The 18637-nt window shown below is 69.5% G+C and carries 15 protein-coding genes; 11 read left to right on the forward strand and 4 right to left on the reverse strand.

What is annotated here, in order from left to right; translation table 11 throughout:
- Nucleotides 1–81: 81 nt before the first annotated feature.
- Nucleotides 82–2256 carry a glutamine synthetase III family protein gene (locus tag SANBI_RS06690; protein ID WP_319160155.1) on the reverse strand — a complete coding sequence of 725 codons (2175 nt, stop codon included), beginning with the start codon at nt 2254–2256 and terminating at the stop codon, nt 82–84.
- 239 nt (nt 2257–2495) lie between these two features.
- Here SANBI_RS06690 and SANBI_RS06695 point away from each other — a divergent pair, with 239 nt between their 5' ends.
- From SANBI_RS06695 to dusB, 5 genes are all read left to right on the forward strand, one after another.
- Nucleotides 2496–2876, forward strand: coding sequence for a response regulator transcription factor (locus tag SANBI_RS06695; RefSeq protein WP_056131673.1), 381 nt, complete (start codon nt 2496–2498; stop codon nt 2874–2876).
- A gap of 1 nt (nt 2877) precedes the next feature.
- Nucleotides 2878–3867: a HEAT repeat domain-containing protein gene (locus tag SANBI_RS06700; RefSeq protein WP_319160157.1), complete on the forward strand. Its 990-nt coding sequence runs from the start codon at nt 2878–2880 to the stop codon at nt 3865–3867.
- Nucleotides 3864–5300, forward strand: coding sequence for a glycosyltransferase family 2 protein (locus SANBI_RS06705; RefSeq protein WP_056131682.1), 1437 nt, complete (start codon nt 3864–3866; stop codon nt 5298–5300). The genes SANBI_RS06700 and SANBI_RS06705 overlap by 4 nt, the downstream gene beginning before the upstream one ends.
- A 119-nt stretch (nt 5301–5419) precedes the next feature.
- Nucleotides 5420–6355 carry a sucrase ferredoxin gene (locus SANBI_RS06710; RefSeq protein WP_319160160.1) on the forward strand — a complete coding sequence of 312 codons (936 nt, stop codon included), beginning with the start codon at nt 5420–5422 and terminating at the stop codon, nt 6353–6355.
- A gap of 130 nt (nt 6356–6485) precedes the next feature.
- On the forward strand, nt 6486–7706 hold the full coding sequence (dusB, locus tag SANBI_RS06715; protein WP_319160162.1) for a tRNA dihydrouridine synthase DusB: 1221 nt from the start codon (nt 6486–6488) through the stop codon (nt 7704–7706).
- Nucleotides 7707–7760: 54 nt separating this feature from the next.
- Here dusB and SANBI_RS06720 read toward each other — a convergent pair whose 3' ends face one another.
- The 3 genes from SANBI_RS06720 to SANBI_RS06730 form a co-directional block, all read right to left on the reverse strand.
- Nucleotides 7761–8651: a carbohydrate kinase family protein gene (locus tag SANBI_RS06720; protein ID WP_319160164.1), complete on the reverse strand. Its 891-nt coding sequence runs from the start codon at nt 8649–8651 to the stop codon at nt 7761–7763.
- A 181-nt stretch (nt 8652–8832) separates the two neighbouring features.
- Nucleotides 8833–10656, reverse strand: a complete 1824-nt coding sequence (locus tag SANBI_RS06725; RefSeq protein WP_408669743.1) for a glycoside hydrolase family 13 protein — start codon at nt 10654–10656, stop codon at nt 8833–8835.
- Between the two features lie 54 nt (nt 10657–10710).
- Nucleotides 10711–11784 carry a LacI family DNA-binding transcriptional regulator gene (locus SANBI_RS06730; RefSeq protein ID WP_056131694.1) on the reverse strand — a complete coding sequence of 358 codons (1074 nt, stop codon included), beginning with the start codon at nt 11782–11784 and terminating at the stop codon, nt 10711–10713.
- Between the two features lie 316 nt (nt 11785–12100).
- Between SANBI_RS06730 and SANBI_RS06735 the strand changes: the two genes are divergently transcribed.
- The 6 genes from SANBI_RS06735 to SANBI_RS06760 all read left to right on the forward strand — a co-directional run bounded on the left by SANBI_RS06735 (nt 12101) and on the right by SANBI_RS06760 (nt 18573).
- On the forward strand, nt 12101–13348 hold the full coding sequence (locus tag SANBI_RS06735; RefSeq protein WP_319160167.1) for a sugar ABC transporter substrate-binding protein: 1248 nt from the start codon (nt 12101–12103) through the stop codon (nt 13346–13348).
- A 139-nt stretch (nt 13349–13487) separates the two neighbouring features.
- Nucleotides 13488–15095, forward strand: a complete 1608-nt coding sequence (locus SANBI_RS06740; RefSeq protein ID WP_056133961.1) for an ABC transporter permease subunit — start codon at nt 13488–13490, stop codon at nt 15093–15095.
- A 1-nt stretch (nt 15096) separates the two neighbouring features.
- Complete coding sequence (locus SANBI_RS06745; RefSeq protein ID WP_056131700.1) at nt 15097–15996, forward strand: sugar ABC transporter permease; 900 nt, start codon at nt 15097–15099, stop codon at nt 15994–15996.
- On the forward strand, nt 15993–17816 hold the full coding sequence (locus SANBI_RS06750) for a glycoside hydrolase family 13 protein (protein ID WP_319160170.1): 1824 nt from the start codon (nt 15993–15995) through the stop codon (nt 17814–17816). Before SANBI_RS06745 ends, SANBI_RS06750 begins: the two co-directional genes overlap by 4 nt.
- A 122-nt stretch (nt 17817–17938) precedes the next feature.
- Nucleotides 17939–18214: a hypothetical protein gene (locus tag SANBI_RS06755; RefSeq protein ID WP_319160172.1), complete on the forward strand. Its 276-nt coding sequence runs from the start codon at nt 17939–17941 to the stop codon at nt 18212–18214.
- The gene (locus SANBI_RS06760) at nt 18211–18573 is read left to right on the forward strand and encodes a hypothetical protein (RefSeq protein WP_319160174.1); all 363 of its coding nucleotides are present in this window, start codon (nt 18211–18213) and stop codon (nt 18571–18573) included. Before SANBI_RS06755 ends, SANBI_RS06760 begins: the two co-directional genes overlap by 4 nt.
- Nucleotides 18574–18637 lie beyond the last annotated feature (64 nt).

Raw genomic sequence — 18637 nt, forward strand, 5'->3', positions numbered from 1 at the left:
CGCACACCTCGGTACGCCGGGCCAGGCTCGCTCGGCTCGTCCCCTGGCAGGCGTCGTCAGCCTGGAGAGGGAGCGAGGCCGCTACTTGATGAAGAGCATCTCGCGGTACTTCGGCAGCGGCCAGACGGCGTCGTCCACCTGGGCCTCGAGGGCGTCTGCATACCCGCGGGCTGTCTCCATGAGGGTCCGGACCGAGGTGGCCGAGTGCTCCATGTGAGCCTTCGTGTCCGCGAAGTCGTGCTGCGCGAGCGCGGACTCCAGCTCCGTCACGGTCGAGAGCAGCAGGTTCGCGTTCTCGGCGATGACCTTGACCTGCGTGGTGTCGAAGGACACCCCGACCTCGTTGGCGACCGAGTACGTGGTCGCCAGGTCTGCGGCGTACTTGAGGGCGGTCGGGTAGATGACCGTCCGGGCCATGTCGATCACGAGGCGAGCCTCGACCGCGATCGAGTTGATGTACTGCTCGGAGTACACCTCGTACCGGGCGTTGAGCTCGATCGCCGAGAGCACGCCGGTCCGCTCGAAGAGCGCGATGACGTCGGGCTCGGTGTAGACCGGGAGCGCCTCGGCGCTCGTCGGCAGGTTGCGCAGGCCGCGGTCCGACACGGCGGCCTCGTGCCAGTCGGAGGAGTAGCCGTCGCCGCCGAAGACGGCGTCGCCGTGCAGCTCCATGAGCTCCTTGACGACGACAGCGACGGCCTCGGGGCGCGTCAGCCCGGCGTCGAGCTGCTTCTCGAGCTGGTCGGCGACCCAGGTGAGGGAGTCGGCCAGCATGGTGTTGAGGGCTGTGAGCGGCCCGGAGATCGACTGCGAGGACCCGACGGCACGGAACTCGAAGCGGTTGCCCGTGAAGGCGAAGGGCGACGTGCGGTTGCGGTCGCCCGGGTCACGCTGGAAGTTGAGGATCTGCGACAGACCGAGGTCCATCATGCCGCCGTCGGTCGAGACCGAGATCTTGCCTGCCTTGATGTCGTTGTAGACACCCTCGAGCTGGTCGCCGAGGTAGACCGAGAGGATCGCCGGCGGGGCCTCGTTGGCACCGAGGCGGTGGTCGTTGGACGCCGAGGCGATGACGGCGCGCAGCAGCGGTCCGTACTTGTGCACGCCGCGGATGACCGCGCCGCAGAAGAGCAGGAAGTTCAAGTTGTGCTCGGGCGAGGTCCCCGGGTCCAGCAGGTTGCCCTGGGTCGAGTTCCCGACCGACCAGTTGACGTGCTTGCCCGAGCCGTTGAGGCCGGCGAAGGGCTTCTCGTGCAGCAGGCACAGGAACCCGTGCTCGGCGGCGGTCGCCTTCATGACGGTCATGAGCAGCTGCTGGTGGTCCGCGGCGACGTTGGCGGACTCGTGGTACGGCGCGATCTCGAACTGCCCGGGGGCGACCTCGTTGTGGTGGGTCTTGGCGGGGATGCCCAGGCGGTAGAGCTTCTCTTCGAAGGCCTGCATGAACACCTGGACGCGCTCGGGGATCGCCCCGAAGTAGTGGTCGTCGAACTCCTGGCCCTTGGCGGGCGGGGCGCCGAAGAGCGTCCGGCCGGAGAGCAGCAGGTCCGGGCGAGCAGCGGCGAAGTGCTGGTCGACGAGGAAGTACTCCTGCTCGGGGCCGCAGCTCGCGTCGAGCGGCGCGACGTCCGTCTCACCCATGAGCGTCAGGACCCGGCGCGCGGAGGCGTCCATCGCGGAGATCGAGCGGAGCAGGGGGATCTTCTTGTCGAGGGACTCCCCGGTCCAGGACATGAAGACCGAGGGGATCATCAGGGTCGCGCCGTTGGCGGTCCACATGATGTACGCGGGGCTCGTCGGGTCCCAGGCCGTGTACCCGCGCGCAGCGTTCGTCATGCGCAGCGAGCCGTTGGGGAAGGACGAGCCGTCGGGCTCACCCTTGATGAGCAGGCTGCCGGTGAACTCGGTGATCGCGTGACCGTCGGCGTTGGTGACGATGAACCCGTCGTGCTTCTCGGCCGTGATGTTGGTGAGCGGGTAGAACACGTGCGAGAAGAACTTCGCACCCTTGCTCATCGCCCAGGTCTTCATCGCGGCGGCGACGATGTCAGCCGTGGCCGGGTCGAGCGGCTCGCCGGTCTTGACGGTCTTCTTGACGGCCTTGAAGGCGGTCTTGGAGAGCGCCTCCTCCATCTTCGCGAGGTTGAAGACGTCGGTCGCCCAGGTCTCGCTCAGCGGCTGCGTCTCGGCTGTCTGCACGGCGGGGCGGTTGAGGACCTCGGTGATCGCCTGGCTTCGGACGTGGTTGGCAGTCATGATCCAGCTCTCCATCGGTGACATTCGCTCTGGGCACGCTAAGGCCCGTGTGTTTCATGGAAGGGCCCCAGTGTTTCAGGCATGTTTCGTGACCGCTCCGCGAGAGCCCGCCTCGATCACCCTGGGCGGAGCCGTCGGACGGCCACGTCGAGCCACCGAGCACACGTCGTCCTCCCCGTGCCAGGTGCGACGACCTGACCTAGGGTGGTCGGCATGATCTTCCAGGGGGCTGAAGGCACATGACACTGGGCAAGGTGCTCGTCGTCGACGACAACCACGACATCTGCGACCTGCTCGCGCTCAAGCTCACGAACGCGGGCTTCGACGTCACCCAGGCGAACGACGGGATCACCGGTCTCGAGCTCGGGCTGAACGGGTCCTTCGACCTCGTGGTGCTCGACGTCATGATGCCGGGGATGTCGGGCATCGACGTGCTCCGCAGGCTCCGTGACGCCGAGCAGACCGCGACCACCCCGGTGCTGCTGCTCACCGCGAAGACCCAGGAGCGCGATGTCGAGTCGGGCTTCGGAGCAGGCGCCGGGGAGTACATGACTAAGCCCTTCAGCCCCCGGGAGCTGCTCGTGCGCGTCAAGGCGATGCTCGCACGCAGTCAGTCCTGACGTGGTGACGCTCTCCTGGTCTGTGCTGATCGGCACGCTGGTGGTGCTCGTCGTGTGCTGCACGGCGCTGCTGGTCGCGACAGTCGCCGTGAGGCTCTCTCGAGCACGCCGGGCACGGCGCCACGACGAGCGCACCGCCCAGGTGAAGCCCCTCGTCCTGGAGGTCCTCACCGCCGAGGACGAGGAGGTCGCGCCGGCCTGCGAGGCCGTCGCAGCTCTCCCTGACACGCTGTGGCCGACCGCTGAGACCTTCGTCCTCGCCGCCTTCGACTCTGTGCGGGGCGAGGTCCGCGACGCCCTGGTCCAGGTGCTCATCCAGCGCGGCACCCTCGAGCGTGCCCTCGCCGCGACGCAGTCCCGCAGCGCCGTGCGGCGGGCGCGGGCCGCAGAGGTCATCGGGCTCGTCGGGCACGTCTCCGGACGACGAGGACTCGTCCGTCTGCTCTCCGACCCGAACATCGAGGTCCGCACCGTCGCCGCGCGTGCGCTCGGCCAGATTGGCGACCCGCACCTCACGTCGATCCTCCTCGACTCCCTGCGCCCGGGATCCGACGTCCCGCCGAGCGTCGTGGGGACGGCGCTCCTCGGGTCGGGCGAGACCGACACGGCAGCGCTCGAGGCCGGCCTCGCCGCCGACGACGAGGTCGTCCGGCTCACAGCCATCGCCGTGTCGGCGGAGCTGCTCGTGCTCGCGACGGCCCGAGCCGTCGCAGACCGCGGGCTGACCGACCCGTCGGTGACGGTCCGGGTCCAGGCTGCCCGAGCGCTCGCGCGGCTCGGCGGTGCCTGGGCCGTCCCGGCCCTCGCCGCCGCGACTGACCCGACCGAGGCGTCGGTCGTCAGGGTCGCGGCGACGCGCACCCTCGGCGAGATGCCCTTCCCACCGGCCAGGGCGCACCTCGCCCTGCTTCGAGACGACGAGGACCCCGACGTCCGCCGGCTCGCCACCGCTGCGACACCGTCCCGTGAGACCGCAGGAGGCGACCGGTGACGCTCGACCCTGTGCGGGACGCCCTCCTGACGTTCTTCGACGTCTCGGGCCCCTGGCTCCTGCTCTACTTCTTCCTCATCAACACCTCGTACCTCGTGCTCATCATCCTCGCGAGCGTGAACTTCGGCAGGCACCTGCGGCGAACGCAGTTCTCCGGGACGACGAGCGCCGCACGGTCGCCCCTGACCCCGGGGGTCTCCGTCCTGCTGCCCGCGTACAACGAGGCGAACGTCATCCTCGACTCGGTGCGCTCGGTCCTCGACCTGCGGTACCCGGACCACGAGGTCGTGGTCATCAACGACGGCAGCACCGATGCGACCCTCGAGAGGCTCGTCGAGACCTTCGGCCTCGTGCGCAGCGGGCGGGACGTCGCGGGGCGGATCGAGGTCCGCGGGGCGGTGCGTGACGTGTGGGTCCCCGCCGACGAGAGCATCCCGCTGGTGGTCGTCGACAAGGAGAACTCCGGGCGCTCGGACAGCCTCAACATGGGGATCAACGTCGCCTCGCGCGACCTCGTCGTCATGGTCGACGCAGACTCCGTCCTCGACCCCGACGCCCTGCTCGTCGTGTCCAAGCCCTTCGCCGACGACCCGCAGAACGTGGTCGCGACGGGTGGGGTCATCCGCGCGGCGAACGGCTGCCGTGTGGTCGGTGGCCGCGTCGTCGACGTGCGGATGCCACGCTCGGTCGTGGCCCGCATCCAGGTGGTCGAGTATCTGCGCTCCTTCTTGCTCGGCCGTGCCGGGTGGTCGCAGGCCGACGCGCTCATCCTCATCTCGGGAGCCTTCGGCATGTTCCGCCGGGACATCCTCCTCGAGGCCGGCGGGCTCGACGCCGACTCGATCGGCGAAGACTTCGAGCTCGTCATGCGCATCCACAAGATGATGAAGGACTCGAAGCGCGACTACAGGGTCGTGTTCGTCGCCGAGCCCGTGAGCTGGACCGAGGTCCCCGACACCCTCGCGGTCCTCGGACGCCAACGACGTCGCTGGCACCGCGGTCTGTGGGAGGTCCTCTGGGGCTACAGGCGCATGACCTTCAACCCGCGCTACGGGCGCATCGGCATGGTGGCGCTCCCGTACTACTGGTTCTTCGAGCTCTTCGCCCCGCTCCTCGAGGTCGTCGGCGTGATCGTCGTGCCGCTCGGGCTGCTCCTCGGGGTGGTCAACGTCCCGTTCGCCGTGGCCTTCCTCCTCGTGGCCTACGTGTACGCCTTCTTCGTCACCTGCGCAGCGCTGCTCGTCGAGGAGATCTCGTTCCACAGGTACGCACGCTGGCGCGACCTCGGTGCGATCGTCCTCGCCTCCGTCGCCGAGAACATCGGTTACAGGCAGCTGACCGCGCTCTGGCGCCTGCAGGGGTGGTGGGCCAGCCTGCGGAAGAAGAAGGCCGTCTGGGGGACCATGACACGGGCCGGCTTCGGCAGCAGCTGACGCCCTCTCGGCCTGCGAGGTGAGGGTAGCCTTGCCGCGATGATCTCCTCCCCAGCACCGTGCGCGCGGACCACCTCGGCAGACACGACGGATGACGCCTGCGGTCCTCGGGAGCGAGCATGAGCGACGGACAGCCCGATGGCACGTCCCGCAGGCCACGCCGCGTCGGCTGCGCGCTGATCTCCCGCGATCTCGACGAGCCGATGGCAGGAGCCGCGGGCCGGGCAGACGCATGGGCGCTCGTCGAGCACCCTGGTCCCTGGCCCTCCGAGGCACCCGAGGGCATCCTCCCCGACGCGGTGCTCGAGCACCTGGGGCAGCCTGGCGTCCGGGTGGTGCTGATCCGTCGCCCGCGCTCGCGAACCGTCACCAGGCCCGTCTGCTTCCTCGCGTCGACGCACCCCGACGGCCCCTGGGTCCGCCGTTTCGAGATCGAGACCTACGACGACCTGCTGACGCTCGACGTCGTGACAGCTGTCGTGGGAGACCGACCGACGGCGGGGGAGCCGCACGACCTCCCTCTCGTCCTCGTGTGCACCCACGGGCGTCGCGACGTGTGCTGCGCCGAGCTCGGCCGGCCGTTGCTCCCCGGCATGTCCGCACGCGACGACGTCGACGTGTGGGAGTGCACCCACGTGGGAGGAGACCGTTTCGCGGCGAACGTCGTGCTGCTGCCGCACGGTCTGCACTACAGCCGGCTCGTCGACGAGACTGCGGCCGAGGTGCTCGACGCCTACGTCGACGGTCGGGTGGTCTCCGAGCACCTTCGCGGCCGCTCAGCCTTCAGCCAGCCCGCACAGGTGGCCGAGCACGCCGTGCGGCAGTACGCGGGCATCACCGAGATCGACGGATTTAGGGTCCTGGCCGAGCGGCTCAGCGAGGACGGCACGAGCGCACGCGTCGAGATCCGTCACCGGTCCACGACCTTCGTGGTCTGCGCCGAGCGGAGGCCGACACCGGGCGCCCCGGAGACCCACGCCTGCGTGCGGGGCGTCGAACCCGCCCGGTGGAGCTCGTGGCGCGCGACCAGCGTCGAGGAGATCGGCGGGTGCTGAGGCTCACGGCATGCTCGGGACCGTCCCGCGTCCCCTAGCCGAGGGCAGGCGGTCGTCCGGTCGCATCGGTGACAGGCGTCTCGTCCGCCGGAGCACCCGCCTCTCGCGGCGACGGTGGGATACTGGAGGAATGACTTCCACGACCACCCTCGAAGCGACCGGCGCGCCCACGGACGGGACGGGCGCGTCTGCCCAGGCCACACCGTTCCTGCCGCCGTTGCGCATCGGCCAGCACACGGTGCCGTCGCCGGTGGTCCTGGCACCCATGGCGGGCGTGACGAACACCGCCTTCCGCAAGCTCTGCCGCGAGCACGGACCGGGCGGGCTGTACGTCGCCGAGATGGTCACGTCCCGCGCGATCGTCGAGCGCAACGAGCAGGCACTGCGCATCGTGACCTTCGAAGACGGCGAGTCACCCCGCTCCGCGCAGGTGTACGGCGTGGACCCGGCGACCGTCGGCGCGGCCGTCGAGATCATCGCGGGGGAGGGACGTGCCGACCACGTCGACCTCAACTTCGGCTGCCCGGTCCCCAAGGTCACCCGCAAGGGCGGTGGCGCGGTCCTGCCGTGGAAGCGCGAGCTCTTCACCCGCATCGTCGACGCGGCCGTCGAGGCCGGCGCACGGCACGACGTCCCGGTGACCATCAAGATGCGCAAGGGGATCGACGACGAGCACCTCACGTACCTCGAGGCGGGGTTGATCGCCGAGCAGGCCGGTGTCGCAGCCGTCGCGCTGCACGCCCGGACCGCTGCCGAGTACTACTCGGGGACGGCCGACTGGTCCGCGATCCGTCAGCTCAAGGAGACCGTCACGAGCATCCCCGTGCTCGGCAACGGCGACATCTGGTCGGCTGAGGACGCTCTCGAGATGGTCCGCCAGACCGGCTGCGACGGTGTGGTCGTCGGGCGTGGCTGCCAGGGGCGGCCGTGGCTCTTCGCCGACCTCATGGCCGCCTTCAACGGCTCCGACGAGCGGGTCACGCCCGGGCTCGGGTACGTCGCCGAGACGATCTACAGGCACGGCGAGCTCATGGCCGAGTTCTTCCAGGACGAGGACAAGGGCACCCGCGACCTCCGCAAGCACATGGCCTGGTACCTCAAGGGCTATGCCGTCGGCGGCGACGCGCGCCGTGCCCTCGCGATGGTCTCGTCCCTCGCCGAGCTGCGCACGCACCTCGACGCCCTCGACCACGACCAGCCGTACCCCGGCAAGGACGCAGAGGGCCAGCGAGGCCGTCAGGGCAGCCCCAAGAAGCCTCACGTCCCCGACGGCTGGCTCTCCTCCCGCGAGCTGAGCGACGAGCACCGCGCCAAGCTGCTCGAGGCCGAGCTGAGCGTCTCCGGCGGCTGACCCGCCAGGCGGCTGATGCCTCGGTGGGGTCGACAGCCTCCGCGCAGGAGGCCTTCAGACCCGGCGGGCCTCGACGCGTCGAGCCAGCGCTGCGGCGTGCTCGGGTGTCGCGGTCCTCGCGCCGAGGTCAGCCGTCGTCACGGCGATCGCGCCTGTCGCCGCGCCGAGCGCGAGCGACTCGAGAGTCGTCCCGCCGGCCAGGTGCGCGGCGATCATGCCCGCGACGAACCCGTCGCCAGCGCCGTTGGTGTCGACCACGGCGTCGACAGGAGCGGCCTGGACCTCGATGAAACCGTGCTCGTCGAGGGCCAGCGCGCCGTGGGAGCCACGAGTGCACACCGCGAGCCTCGCCCCGCGCGAGACGCGGTCGCGCAGGTAGGCGCTCGGGTCGTCCAGGCGAGACTCGCTGACGACCACGACGTCGGCCCCGTCGGCGAAGGGGCGCTGGAACTCCTGCTGCCCGTCGTCGTCGTGCACGTCGCACCACACCGGGACCCCGAGGGCCCGGGCCTGCGCGATCAACGGGATGCTGCTGACGGCGAGGTCCAGCACGGCCACGGCAGCTCCGTGCAGGGAGGCACCTGCGTCGGGCGCGCCCAGAGCCTGTGGCAGCTCGAGGTAGATCGAGAGCCGACCTCCGTCGGACGCCATGAGGTTCAGATGACGCTCGGACCTCCCGCCGTCAGCCTCGGCGGTCTCGAGCCTGATGCGCTCGTGTCTGAGGGCGGCGCGGACCAGGGCACCCGGCTCGTCGTCTCCCAGGATCGTCCTCAGGACGACATCGACGCCTAGTGCTGCGAGCGAGACGGCCTTCCCCGCCGAGGTGCCACCCAGACCGTCGCGGTACCCGGACGCGAAGATGGTCTGGCTGACCGGTCCGGGGAGCGCCTCCACCTCGACGAGGGTGTTCCAGGATGCGGGGCCGTTGACGAACACGTGGCTCATGGCACGAGCCTACGGTCGCCGAGGCATACGCCCGGTACGCCGCCGTGCGGTGACCCCCCATGGTCAGGAGGCGGTCCGCCCGACCCGCCGCAGGAGATACCGGCCAGACGCGCCGCAGGGGGCGGCCCCAGACGGGACCGCCCCCTGCGGGCGTTCTAGAGGTCGCGCGACCGAGAGACCGTCACGCCTGGACCCACACCGTGGTGTCCTGCGGCACGGCGGTCTGCTCGCCGACCGTGGACAGCGGGCCGCTCGTGATGAGCACCTGCGCGCCTGCGGGCAGAGCGACCGGCGACTCGCCGAAGTTCGTCAGCACGAGCACGTCGTTGTTGACGAAGGCGAGCACCGAGGCCGACCCTGCGAAGTCCTCGACCCAGCCGAGCGACCCGAGACCGAGGTCCTTCGCGCGACGCGTGGCGAGAGCCGCCTTGTACATGGAGTACGTCGAGCCCTCGGTCGTGCGCTGCACGTCGGCCGCGCACTCCTTGTAGGAGTCGGGCTGGGGCAGCCAGGTCTTGCCGGTCGGGCCGAAGCCGTAGCCGGGCGCGTCGGCGACCCAGGGGAGCGGCACGCGGCAGCCGTCGCGGCCGGCCTCGGTGTAGCCGGAGCGCCACCAGGCCGGGTCCTGACGGAGGTCGTCGTCGAGGTCGGTGTGCTCGGGCAGCCCGAGCTCTTCACCCTGGTACACGTACGCCGAGCCGGGGAGGCCGAGCATCTGGAGGGTCGCGGCGCGGGCGCGGCGCAGACCGAGCTCGGCGTCCGGCTGCGGGTCGGTCTTGCCGATCCCGTTCGGGCGCACCGCAGCACCGGTGAGGCCCATGCGGGAGGCGTGACGGACCACGTCGTGGTTCGACAGCACCCAGGTGGTCGGCGCGCCGACGGCGTCCGAGGCCTCGAGCGACGCGGTGACGACACCACGCAGCGCTGCGGCGTCCCAGGCGGTCGTCAGGTACGAGAAGTTGAAAGCCTGGTGCATCTCGTCGCTGCGCACGTAGCGTGCGAGGCGGCTCAGCGGCTCGACCCACGCCTCGGCGACGAGGGCACGGTCGCCCTCGTAGGGTGCGAGGACCTTGTGCCAGGCGCGGTAGATGTCGTGGACACCCTCCTGGTCGAACATCGGCCCGGAGTTGCCGGCACCCGTCGAGCCGTCGTCGGCGGCCTCGTGGGAGTCCTCGGGGCCGGGGGCCTCGGAGGAGCCCTCGACCATCGCGACCTCGCCGTCCCAGTCGGGCAGACCCGGGGCCTTGACCATGCCGTGGGCGACGTCGATGCGGAAGCCGTCGACCCCGCGGTCGAGCCAGAACCGCAAGATGTCCTCGAACTCGCTGCGCACCTCGGGGTGGTTCCAGTCGAGGTCGGGCTGGCGCGTGTCGAACATGTGCAGGTACCACTGGCCGTCGGTGATGCCGTCGGTCGCGGCTGCGGTGCGCTCGCTGACGCGCGTCCAGGCCGGTCCGCCGAAGATCGACTTCCAGTTGTTCGGCGGGAGCTCGCCGTGCTCGCCCTGGCCCTCGCGGAACAGGTAGCGGGCCCGCTCGGGGCTGCCGGGGCCGGCGGCGAGAGCGGCCTGGAACCAGGCGTGCTCGTCCGAGGTGTGGTTCGGGACGAGGTCGGCGATCACCTTGAGGCCACGCTCGTGCGCGCCGGCCAGGAGAGCCTCGAAGTCGTCGTTCGTGCCGAACAGCGGGTCGACCTCGCGGTAGTCGGCGACGTCGTAGCCGGCGTCGGCCTGCGGCGAGCGGTAGAACGGCGAGAGCCAGATCGCGTCGACGCCGAGGTCGACGAAGTGGTCGAGCTTCGAGGTGATCCCGGGGATGTCACCGATGCCGTCGCCGTCGGCGTCGGCGAAGGAGCGCGGGTACACCTGGTAGATCACGGCGGTGCGCCACCACTCACGGGCTGCGTCGCTCGCCGCGTGGATCACGGAGACTGTGGGGCTGGTGCTGGTCAGCTCGAGGGCGTCGGCGGCCGGGGCGGCGGCTGAGGTCGAGTCGAGGTTGGTCACGGCGGAGAGGTCCTTCGTGGTCGGAGACGGTGGATCGGGGGGTGGCGTGGGGGCTCAGCTCGGGCGCTGGGCGGCGTGGATCCGCATGTCGGGCGAGGCGCCCGTCGAGTTGCGGACGATGAGCTCGGGGTGGAACAGCAGCTCGGACCTCGGTGCGCTGCCCCCGTTGAGGAGGGCGACGAGAGCGCTGATGGCCGCGTGGCACATGGCCGAGACGGGCTGGCGCACCGTGGTCAGGGGCGGGTCGGTGAAGGCGATGAGCGGCGAGTCGTCGTAGCCGACGACCGACAGGTCGTGCGGGACCGTCAACCGGCGCTGGTGGGCGGCGCGCACGACGCCGAGGGCCATGAGGTCGGAGCCGCAGACGATCGCGGTGTGCCCGGAGTCGATGAGGTCGCCGCCCGCGGCCTGGCCGCCCTCGACGGTGAACAGCGACGTCGCGACGTGCGGGCTCGCGTCCTCGATGCCGAGGTGGCGCTGCACGGCGTCCTGGAAGCCCTCGAGCTTGCGGCGGGCCGTGATGAAGCGGTCTGGGCCCGTGGCCAGGCCGATCTTCTGGTGCCCGAGCGAGACGAGGTGGCGCACGGACAGCTCCATGGCGGCGGTGTCGTCGGCCGAGACGAAGGGGGCCTCGATGTCGGAGGCGAAACCGTTGATGAAGACGAGCGGGATGCCCCGGGCCAGCAGCCTGTCGTAGCGCTCGCGGCTGGCCTGGGTGTCCGCGTGCAGACCTGAGACGAAGATGATGCCGTCGATCGAGTGGTCGAGCAGCATCTCGATGTACTCGTCCTCGGTCGTGCCGCCGGGGGACTGGGTGCACAGCAGCGGGGTGTAGCCGCGCTGGGACAGCATGCTCTCGATCGTCTGCGCGAAGGCCGGGAACACGGGGTTGGTGAGCTCCGGGACGATCAGCCCGACGAGACCCGCGGACCGGTTGCGCAGCTTCTCGGGGCGCTCGTAGCCGAGCACGTCGAGGGCCGCGAGCACGGCCTGACGCGTCTCGGACGCGACGCCGACCTTGCCGTTGAGGACGCGCGACACCGTCGCGGTGCTGACCCCGGCCTGCTGGGCGAGGTCGGTCAGGCGGGTCTTGCCGGCTCCTGAGCCTTCGGGCGGGATGAGAGACACACCAGACCTCCTTGTCGTGCGTCAGGGCTGTCGTAGCGCTGATGGGCGTGGCCACGGAGGGTGGCCCCCGAGGCATGTTGCAAGACGTTGCAGAGCGACGACCGGCGCCTCATGCTACGACAGATCCGCGTGATCAGTGAAGAACTGGGCGATCTCACCCTCTGGCCTGCAAGGACTCTCGCATCGTTGCCTGAAAGTTACTGCAACGGCTTGCAAGGGGACGCCGGGACGGGCTACGGTCTGGTCCATCAGGGCCAAGGACGGTGGATCTCGCCGGAGGAGGCCGGGTTCATCACTCATCTTTGGGAGCACAACGATGCGACGGAGCATCCTTCTCGCCGGTGCGCTGGTCACCAGCCTCACCCTCGCGGCCTGCGGGTCGAGCGACGACAGCAACGACGACACCGCCTCGGGCGACGCGACGACGGCTGCCGCCGGCGGCGCCGGTTCGCTCACGATCTGGGTGGACGAGACCCGCGAGGCAGCCGTCGGTGCTGCCGCCGAGGCCTTCACGGAGGAGACCGGGGTCGCGGTCGACCTCGTCCAGAAGAACTTCAAGGACGTCCGCCCAGACTTCCTCGCCCAGGTCCCGACCGGTGAGGGCCCCGACATCACCGTCGGTGCGCACGACTGGCTCGGCGAGTTCGTCAACAACGGCGTGGTCGCGCCGATCGAGATCGGCGAGAAGGCCTCGGAGTTCGACGAGGTCGCGCTCCAGGTCTACACGCTCGACGGCCAGCTCTACGGTCTGCCCTACGGCGTCGAGAACGTCGCGCTGATCCGCAACACCGCGCTCGCCCCCGAGGCTCCGGCCACCTGGGACGAGATGGTGGCTGCAGGCCAGGCCGCCGGGACCAAGTTCCCCGTGCTCATCCAGAGCGACGGAGAGGCGGGCGACCCGTACACGCACTACCCGCTCCAGACGTCCTTCGGTTCGAAGGTCTTCGCGCAGGACGCCGACGGGCTGTACACCCCAGAGCTCACGCTCGCCGGCGAGGAGGGCCAGGCCTACGCCGCATGGCTCGCCGAGCAGGGTGCTGCCGGGATCCTCGACGTCGACACCACGTACGACATCGTGCTCGAGGAGTTCAAGAACGGGAACTCGCCGTTCATCATCGGCGGACCGTGGATGGTCGACTCCTTCGAGGGCCTCGAGCTCGCGATCGACCCCGTCCCCTCGGCCGGCGGACAGCCGTCGCAGCCGTTCATGGGTGCGCCCGGGTTCTTCGTCAACGCGCAGAGCGAGAACCAGCTGCTCGCCAACGAGTTCCTCGTCGACTACATGTCGACCACCGAGGCCCAGGTCGCCCTCTACGAGGCCGGCAACCGTCTCCCGGCACTGACCGCCGCGGCTGACGAGGTCGCCGCCAAGGACCCGATCGTCGCCGGCTTCCGCGCCGCCGCCGAGAACGCCGTCCCGGCACCGTCCATCCCCGAGATGGCATCGGTCTGGACCTTCTGGGGCAACACCGAGGCCGCGATCGTCTCTGGCAAGACGGCTCCGGCCGAGGGCTGGGACAAGATGGTCAGCGACATCCAGGGCGCGATCGACGCCACGTCCTGATCCTCCGTACCACCACCGTGGCGCGGGCTCCTCGTGAGCCCGCGCCACGCCTGGGCTCACGCAGTCGTGACCCCCACCCCCGAACTCCCGCTCCACCTCGTGTGCGACGCGGTCCGCAGCACGTCGCACGGAGGAACAGATGAGCTCGACCCAGCAGAAGCCCGAGGCGCAGGTGGACGGCCCTCGGCGGACGCCCTCGTCCCTGCTCTCGCACGCGCGAGACTTCCGTCCAGGATTCCTCGTCAAGCTGGCGGTCATGGCCGTCATCGACGCCCTCGGCGTCTACGTCGTCATCACCGCCTTCACGGTCGGGTCGACGATCATCGCCTGGAGCATGATCGTGCTGCTCCTCGTGGCGAACGTCGTGTACTTCACCAAGCGCGCGCTGCCGATGAAGTACCTGCTGCCAGGCCTCGCCTTCCTCTTCGTCTACCAGGTGTTCACGATCGCCTACACGGGCTACATCGCGTTCACCAACTACGGCGACGGCCACAACGGCACCAAGCCGCAGGCCATCGAGGCTCTGCTCGCGCAGAACGAGAAGCGGGTCGAGGGCACCGACGCCTACCCGCTCGTCGTGGTGCGCGACGGGGACGAGCTCGGCTTCGCGATCATCGACGGCGACGAGGTCCGCGCGGGCACGGCCGAGGAGCCGCTCGCCGAGGTCGACGCCGAGGTCTCCGACGGTGCGATCACCTCGATCTCTGGCTTCGACATCCTCGACCGTCAGGGTGTGCTCGCCGAGCAGAAGGCCGTCGCATCGCTGCGGGTGGCCTTCTCCGACGACCCGAACGACGGCTCGATCCGCACGCAGGACGGCCGCAACGGATACATCTACGAGTCGATCCTCGAGTACGACGAGGCCGCCGACACGATGACGAACACCGAGACCGGAGTGGTCTACTCCGAGAACGACTCGGGTCAGTTCGCCTCGCCCGACGGCGAGACTCTCAACGTCGGCTGGCGCGTGTTCACGGGGCTCGACAACATCAAGACGGCCTTCGGCGACGAGCGCTACTCGGTGCCCTTCGTCAAGGTGCTGATCTGGACCTTCGTCTTCGCGATCACCTCGGTCGTCGGGACCTTCCTCATCGGTCTCTTCTTCGCGATCGTCCTCAACGACCCTCGCCTGAAGTACCGGCGCATCATGCGCTCGCTGCTGATCCTGCCGTACGCCTTCCCGGCCTTCATGTCCTTCTTGCTCTGGCGAGGGATGCTCAACACGAAGTACGGCTTCATCAACGAGACGTTCTTCGGCGGTATGGACATCAACTGGCTCGGCGACCCGACGCTCGCGCGGCTGGCGGTCCTCGGCGTGCAGATGTGGGTCGGCTTCCCCTACATGTTCCTCATCGCGACGGGCGCTCTGCAGTCGATCCCGGGCGAGACCATCGAGGCGGCCAAGATCGACGGCGCCGGTGCGCTGCGCATCTGGCGCTCGGTGACGATGCCGCTGCTGCTCATCGCCGTGACGCCGCTGCTCATCGCGTCGTTCTCGTTCAACTTCAACAACTTCAACATCATCGAGATGCTGACAGCAGGTGGTCCGATGTTCTCGGACGCCTCGGTGCCGATCGGCTCGACCGACATCCTCATCACGATGGTCTACTCCATCTCCGGGCTGGACGGAGGAGCGCCGAAGAACTACGGCCTCGCCAGCGCCCTCTCGATCATCATCTTCGTCATCGTGGCGACGATCTCGGTGATCAGCTTCAAGAAGTCGCGGACCCTCGAGGAGATCAACTGACATGTCGACCACCACAGCGTCTCAGACTGCCCTCGCCCCGGACCGCGTCCGCTCCTCCCGCCGCCGCTGGTGGCGCGAGGTCGGGTGGCGCTACATCGTGGGTGTGCTCGCGATTGCCTACGCAGGCTTCCCGATCCTCTACATCATCTCGGCCTCCGTCTCCGACGGCGGCACGCTGACAGGCTCGACCACGCTGTTCAGCACCTTCTCGACCGACAACTTCACGGCGCTCGGGGACACCCGGTTCTGGACCTGGGCCGTCAACACCCTGGTCATCGGCACCGTCACGGCGATCGCGACAGTGCTCATGGGCGCGGCCGCCGCGTACTCCTTCTCGCGCTTCCGCTTCAAGGGCCGACGTCTGGGCCTGACCAGCCTGCTGGTCATCCAGATGTTCCCGCAGGTGCTGGCCTTCGTGGCCGTGTTCCTGCTGCTCATCAGCCTCGGCGAGGTCGTCCCGCTGCTGGGCCTCAACTCCCGGGTCGCGCTCATCATGGTGTACCTGGGTGGGGCGCTCGGCGTGAACACCTTCCTCATGTACGGGTTCTTCAACACGATCCCGGGTGAGCTCGACGAGGCCGCGAAGATCGACGGCGCGACCCACGCGCAGATCTTCTGGACGATCATCCTGCGCCTGGTCGCACCGATCCTCGCTGTCGTCGCGCTGCTGTCCTTCGTCGGGACCTTCTCCGACTTCCTGCTGGCCAAGCTGATCTTGCAGTCCGAGAAGAACTGGACTCTCGCGGTCGGTCTGTACCAGTGGGTCTCGGACCAGCTCTCGGCCAACTGGGGTCTGTTCGCGGCCGGCGCCGTGATCAGCGCGATCCCCGTCGTCGCCCTCTTCATCTTCCTGCAGAAGTACATCGTCTCCGGCCTGACCGCCGGCTCCGTCAAGGGATGACCGTGCCGCACCTCCTCGACCACCCGCACCACGACGGCTCGGCGCTCTACGTCTCGAACCAGACGCCGAGCCTGGGGGAGACGGTCACCGTGCGGGTGCGTGTCCCGCTCGCCTGCACCGAGCGTGGGATCCACCTGCGCGTCGTGCGGGACGGCGAGCCGCGCATGTCGGCCGCCGAGCTGGTGGAGACCACGGCGACAGACCGGTGGTACGAGGCTCAGGTGCTGGTGCACAACCCCGTGACGAGCTACAGGTTCTTCGTCGACGAGCCGGGTGGCTACCGCTGGCTCAACGGCAAGGGGCTCTTCGCGCGCGAGGTCCCCGACGTCTCGGACTTCAGGCTGACCGTCTACGAGCCGGCGCCGTCGTGGATGACCGGGTCGCTCGTCTACCAGGTGTTCCCGGACCGCTTCGCGCGGGGCATCGCCGAGAAGCCGACACCCGCGTGGGCGCAGGACGCCGACTGGGGCGACGAGCCGATCGGCTCGGGCCCTGGTGTCGGCACGCAGCTGTACGGAGGCGACCTGCCCGGCATCGAGCAGCACCTCGACCACCTCGTCGACCTCGGCGTCGGCACGCTCTACCTCACGCCCGTGTTCCCGGGGCGGTCCAACCACCGGTACGACGCGAGCAGCTTCGACCACGTCGACCCGCTGCTCGGCGGCGACGAGGCACTCGTGTCCCTATCGGCGGCTGTGCACGAGCGCGGCATGCGGATCATGGGAGACATCACCACGAACCACACCGGCGACGGGCACGAGTGGTTCGTCAAGGCGCAGGCCGACAGGTCCAGCCCCGAGGCGTCCTTCTACTACTGGCAGGACGCCGAGCCCGGCTACGTCGGCTGGCTCGAGCACGCCTCGCTGCCGAAGCTCGACTACACCTCGGAGGAGCTCGCGCGCCGGATGATCGAGGGTCCGGACTCCGTCATCGGTCGGTGGGTCGCCCAGCCCTTCGCCCTCGACGGCTGGCGGGTGGACGTGGCCAACATGACCGGCCGCTACGCCGACCAGGACATGACCCACGAGGTCGCCCGGACCGTGCGGCGCACGATGCAGGCCATCAACCCGGACGCCGTGCTCGTCTCCGAGCACTTCCACGACTCCGGCCTCGACATGATGGGCGACGGCTGGCACGCCAACATGAACTACTCGGCCTTCACCCGGCCCGTGTGGTCCTGGGTGGTCGCCGAGGACAGCGAGGTGCCCGCGCTCGGTCTCCCCAGCACGCTGCCTCGCAGGTCGGGGCACGACATGGTGGCCGCCATGCGCGACTTCGACTCGGTCGTGCCGTGGAAGGTCGTCGCCTCGCAGTGGAACATGCTCGGCTCGCACGACACCCCGCGGCTGCGCTCTCTCGTCGGGAGCCTCGAGATGGTCGAGGTCGCGGCAGGGCTGCTGTTCACCTACCCGGGGACGCCGGTGGTCTTCGCCGGTGACGAGATCGGGGCCGAAGGGGTCAACGGCGAGCATGCGCGCGTCACCATGCCGTGGGACGAGCCCGAGCGCTGGGACGGCGACACCCTCGACGTGTACCGCCGCCTCGTCGCTCTGCGCAGGTCCAGCGTCGCGCTGCAGACCGGTGGTCTGCGCTGGGTCCTCGTCGAGGACGACGCCGTCGCGTTCCTGCGCGAGTCGCCCGAGGAGACCGTGCTCGTGCTCGTGGCCCGTGCGCCGTGGGGCGGGGCGGTGCTGCCCGAGGCCGTCGCTCCTGGCGCGCTGCCCGTGACCGTCTACGGCGACGTGCAGCTGGTCGGGGATGGCGACGGGTACAGGCTTCCCGGCGACGGTCCTGGTGTGCACGTGTGGCGGTTGCGCTAGCCCGTCGTCGGGCGGAGCGCTGAGACGACTCTCATCGTCCCCAGGTGAGGGGGTTCAGGCAGGCGTCCACAACGGGACATTCGCGGTGATATATATCGACACGGTCGAAACATGCTACTAGCATGTCGATCACCTGGAGCTCCGCAGCAGGCAAGCACGGGATCGCCCGGGACGAGGTGATCTTCGCGATGAGTCGTGCTCACCTCGTCGTCGACCCTTTCGGCCCGCGACGGGCCGGGCGTCTGCGTCCCCCCGCGCTGTATATCGGGCCGTCACGAAGCGGGACGTTGGAGATCCTCGCGATGCACGAGCCACCCCGTCACATCTTCGTCTTCCACGTGATGCGCCTACGACACTCGACCGCTGCGGCTGTCGGCTACGAAGGAGAAGGAACATGAACGGCTCTCACCCCCAGGGGCTGTCGTCAGACGACGTGGCTGAGCTCGAGGCCTGGGCCGAGGCTGGAGACTTCGTCGGAGTCTCCGCGGGCCATGCTCTCGTCGGCGACGAGGCTCGCTCTGCTGGCCGGGCGCTCCTCGCAGCGGCAGGCATCGATGTCGATGCGCTGGACCACGAGCGGCTGTCGACGGAGTCATCGGAGGAGGCCGCAGCGCAACCCGTCACCCCAGGACCGGAATGGCATGTCCAGGCACCCGGTCCTCTCGATCGAGCTGCTCGCGAACGGGCCGCCAGGGAGGGCAAGGACCTCTCGACCTTCGTCCGTGACGTCGTCGACCAGTATCTGGCTGCGAGCTGAGTGCCGGGTCGCCCCGTGCCAGAGAACACTCCGTGAAGTGCTGCAAGACGCGCGTCGACCAGCC

Source organism: Sanguibacter biliveldensis (assembly GCF_033798665.1).
Lineage (GTDB): Bacteria > Actinomycetota > Actinomycetes > Actinomycetales > Cellulomonadaceae > Sanguibacter > Sanguibacter inulinus.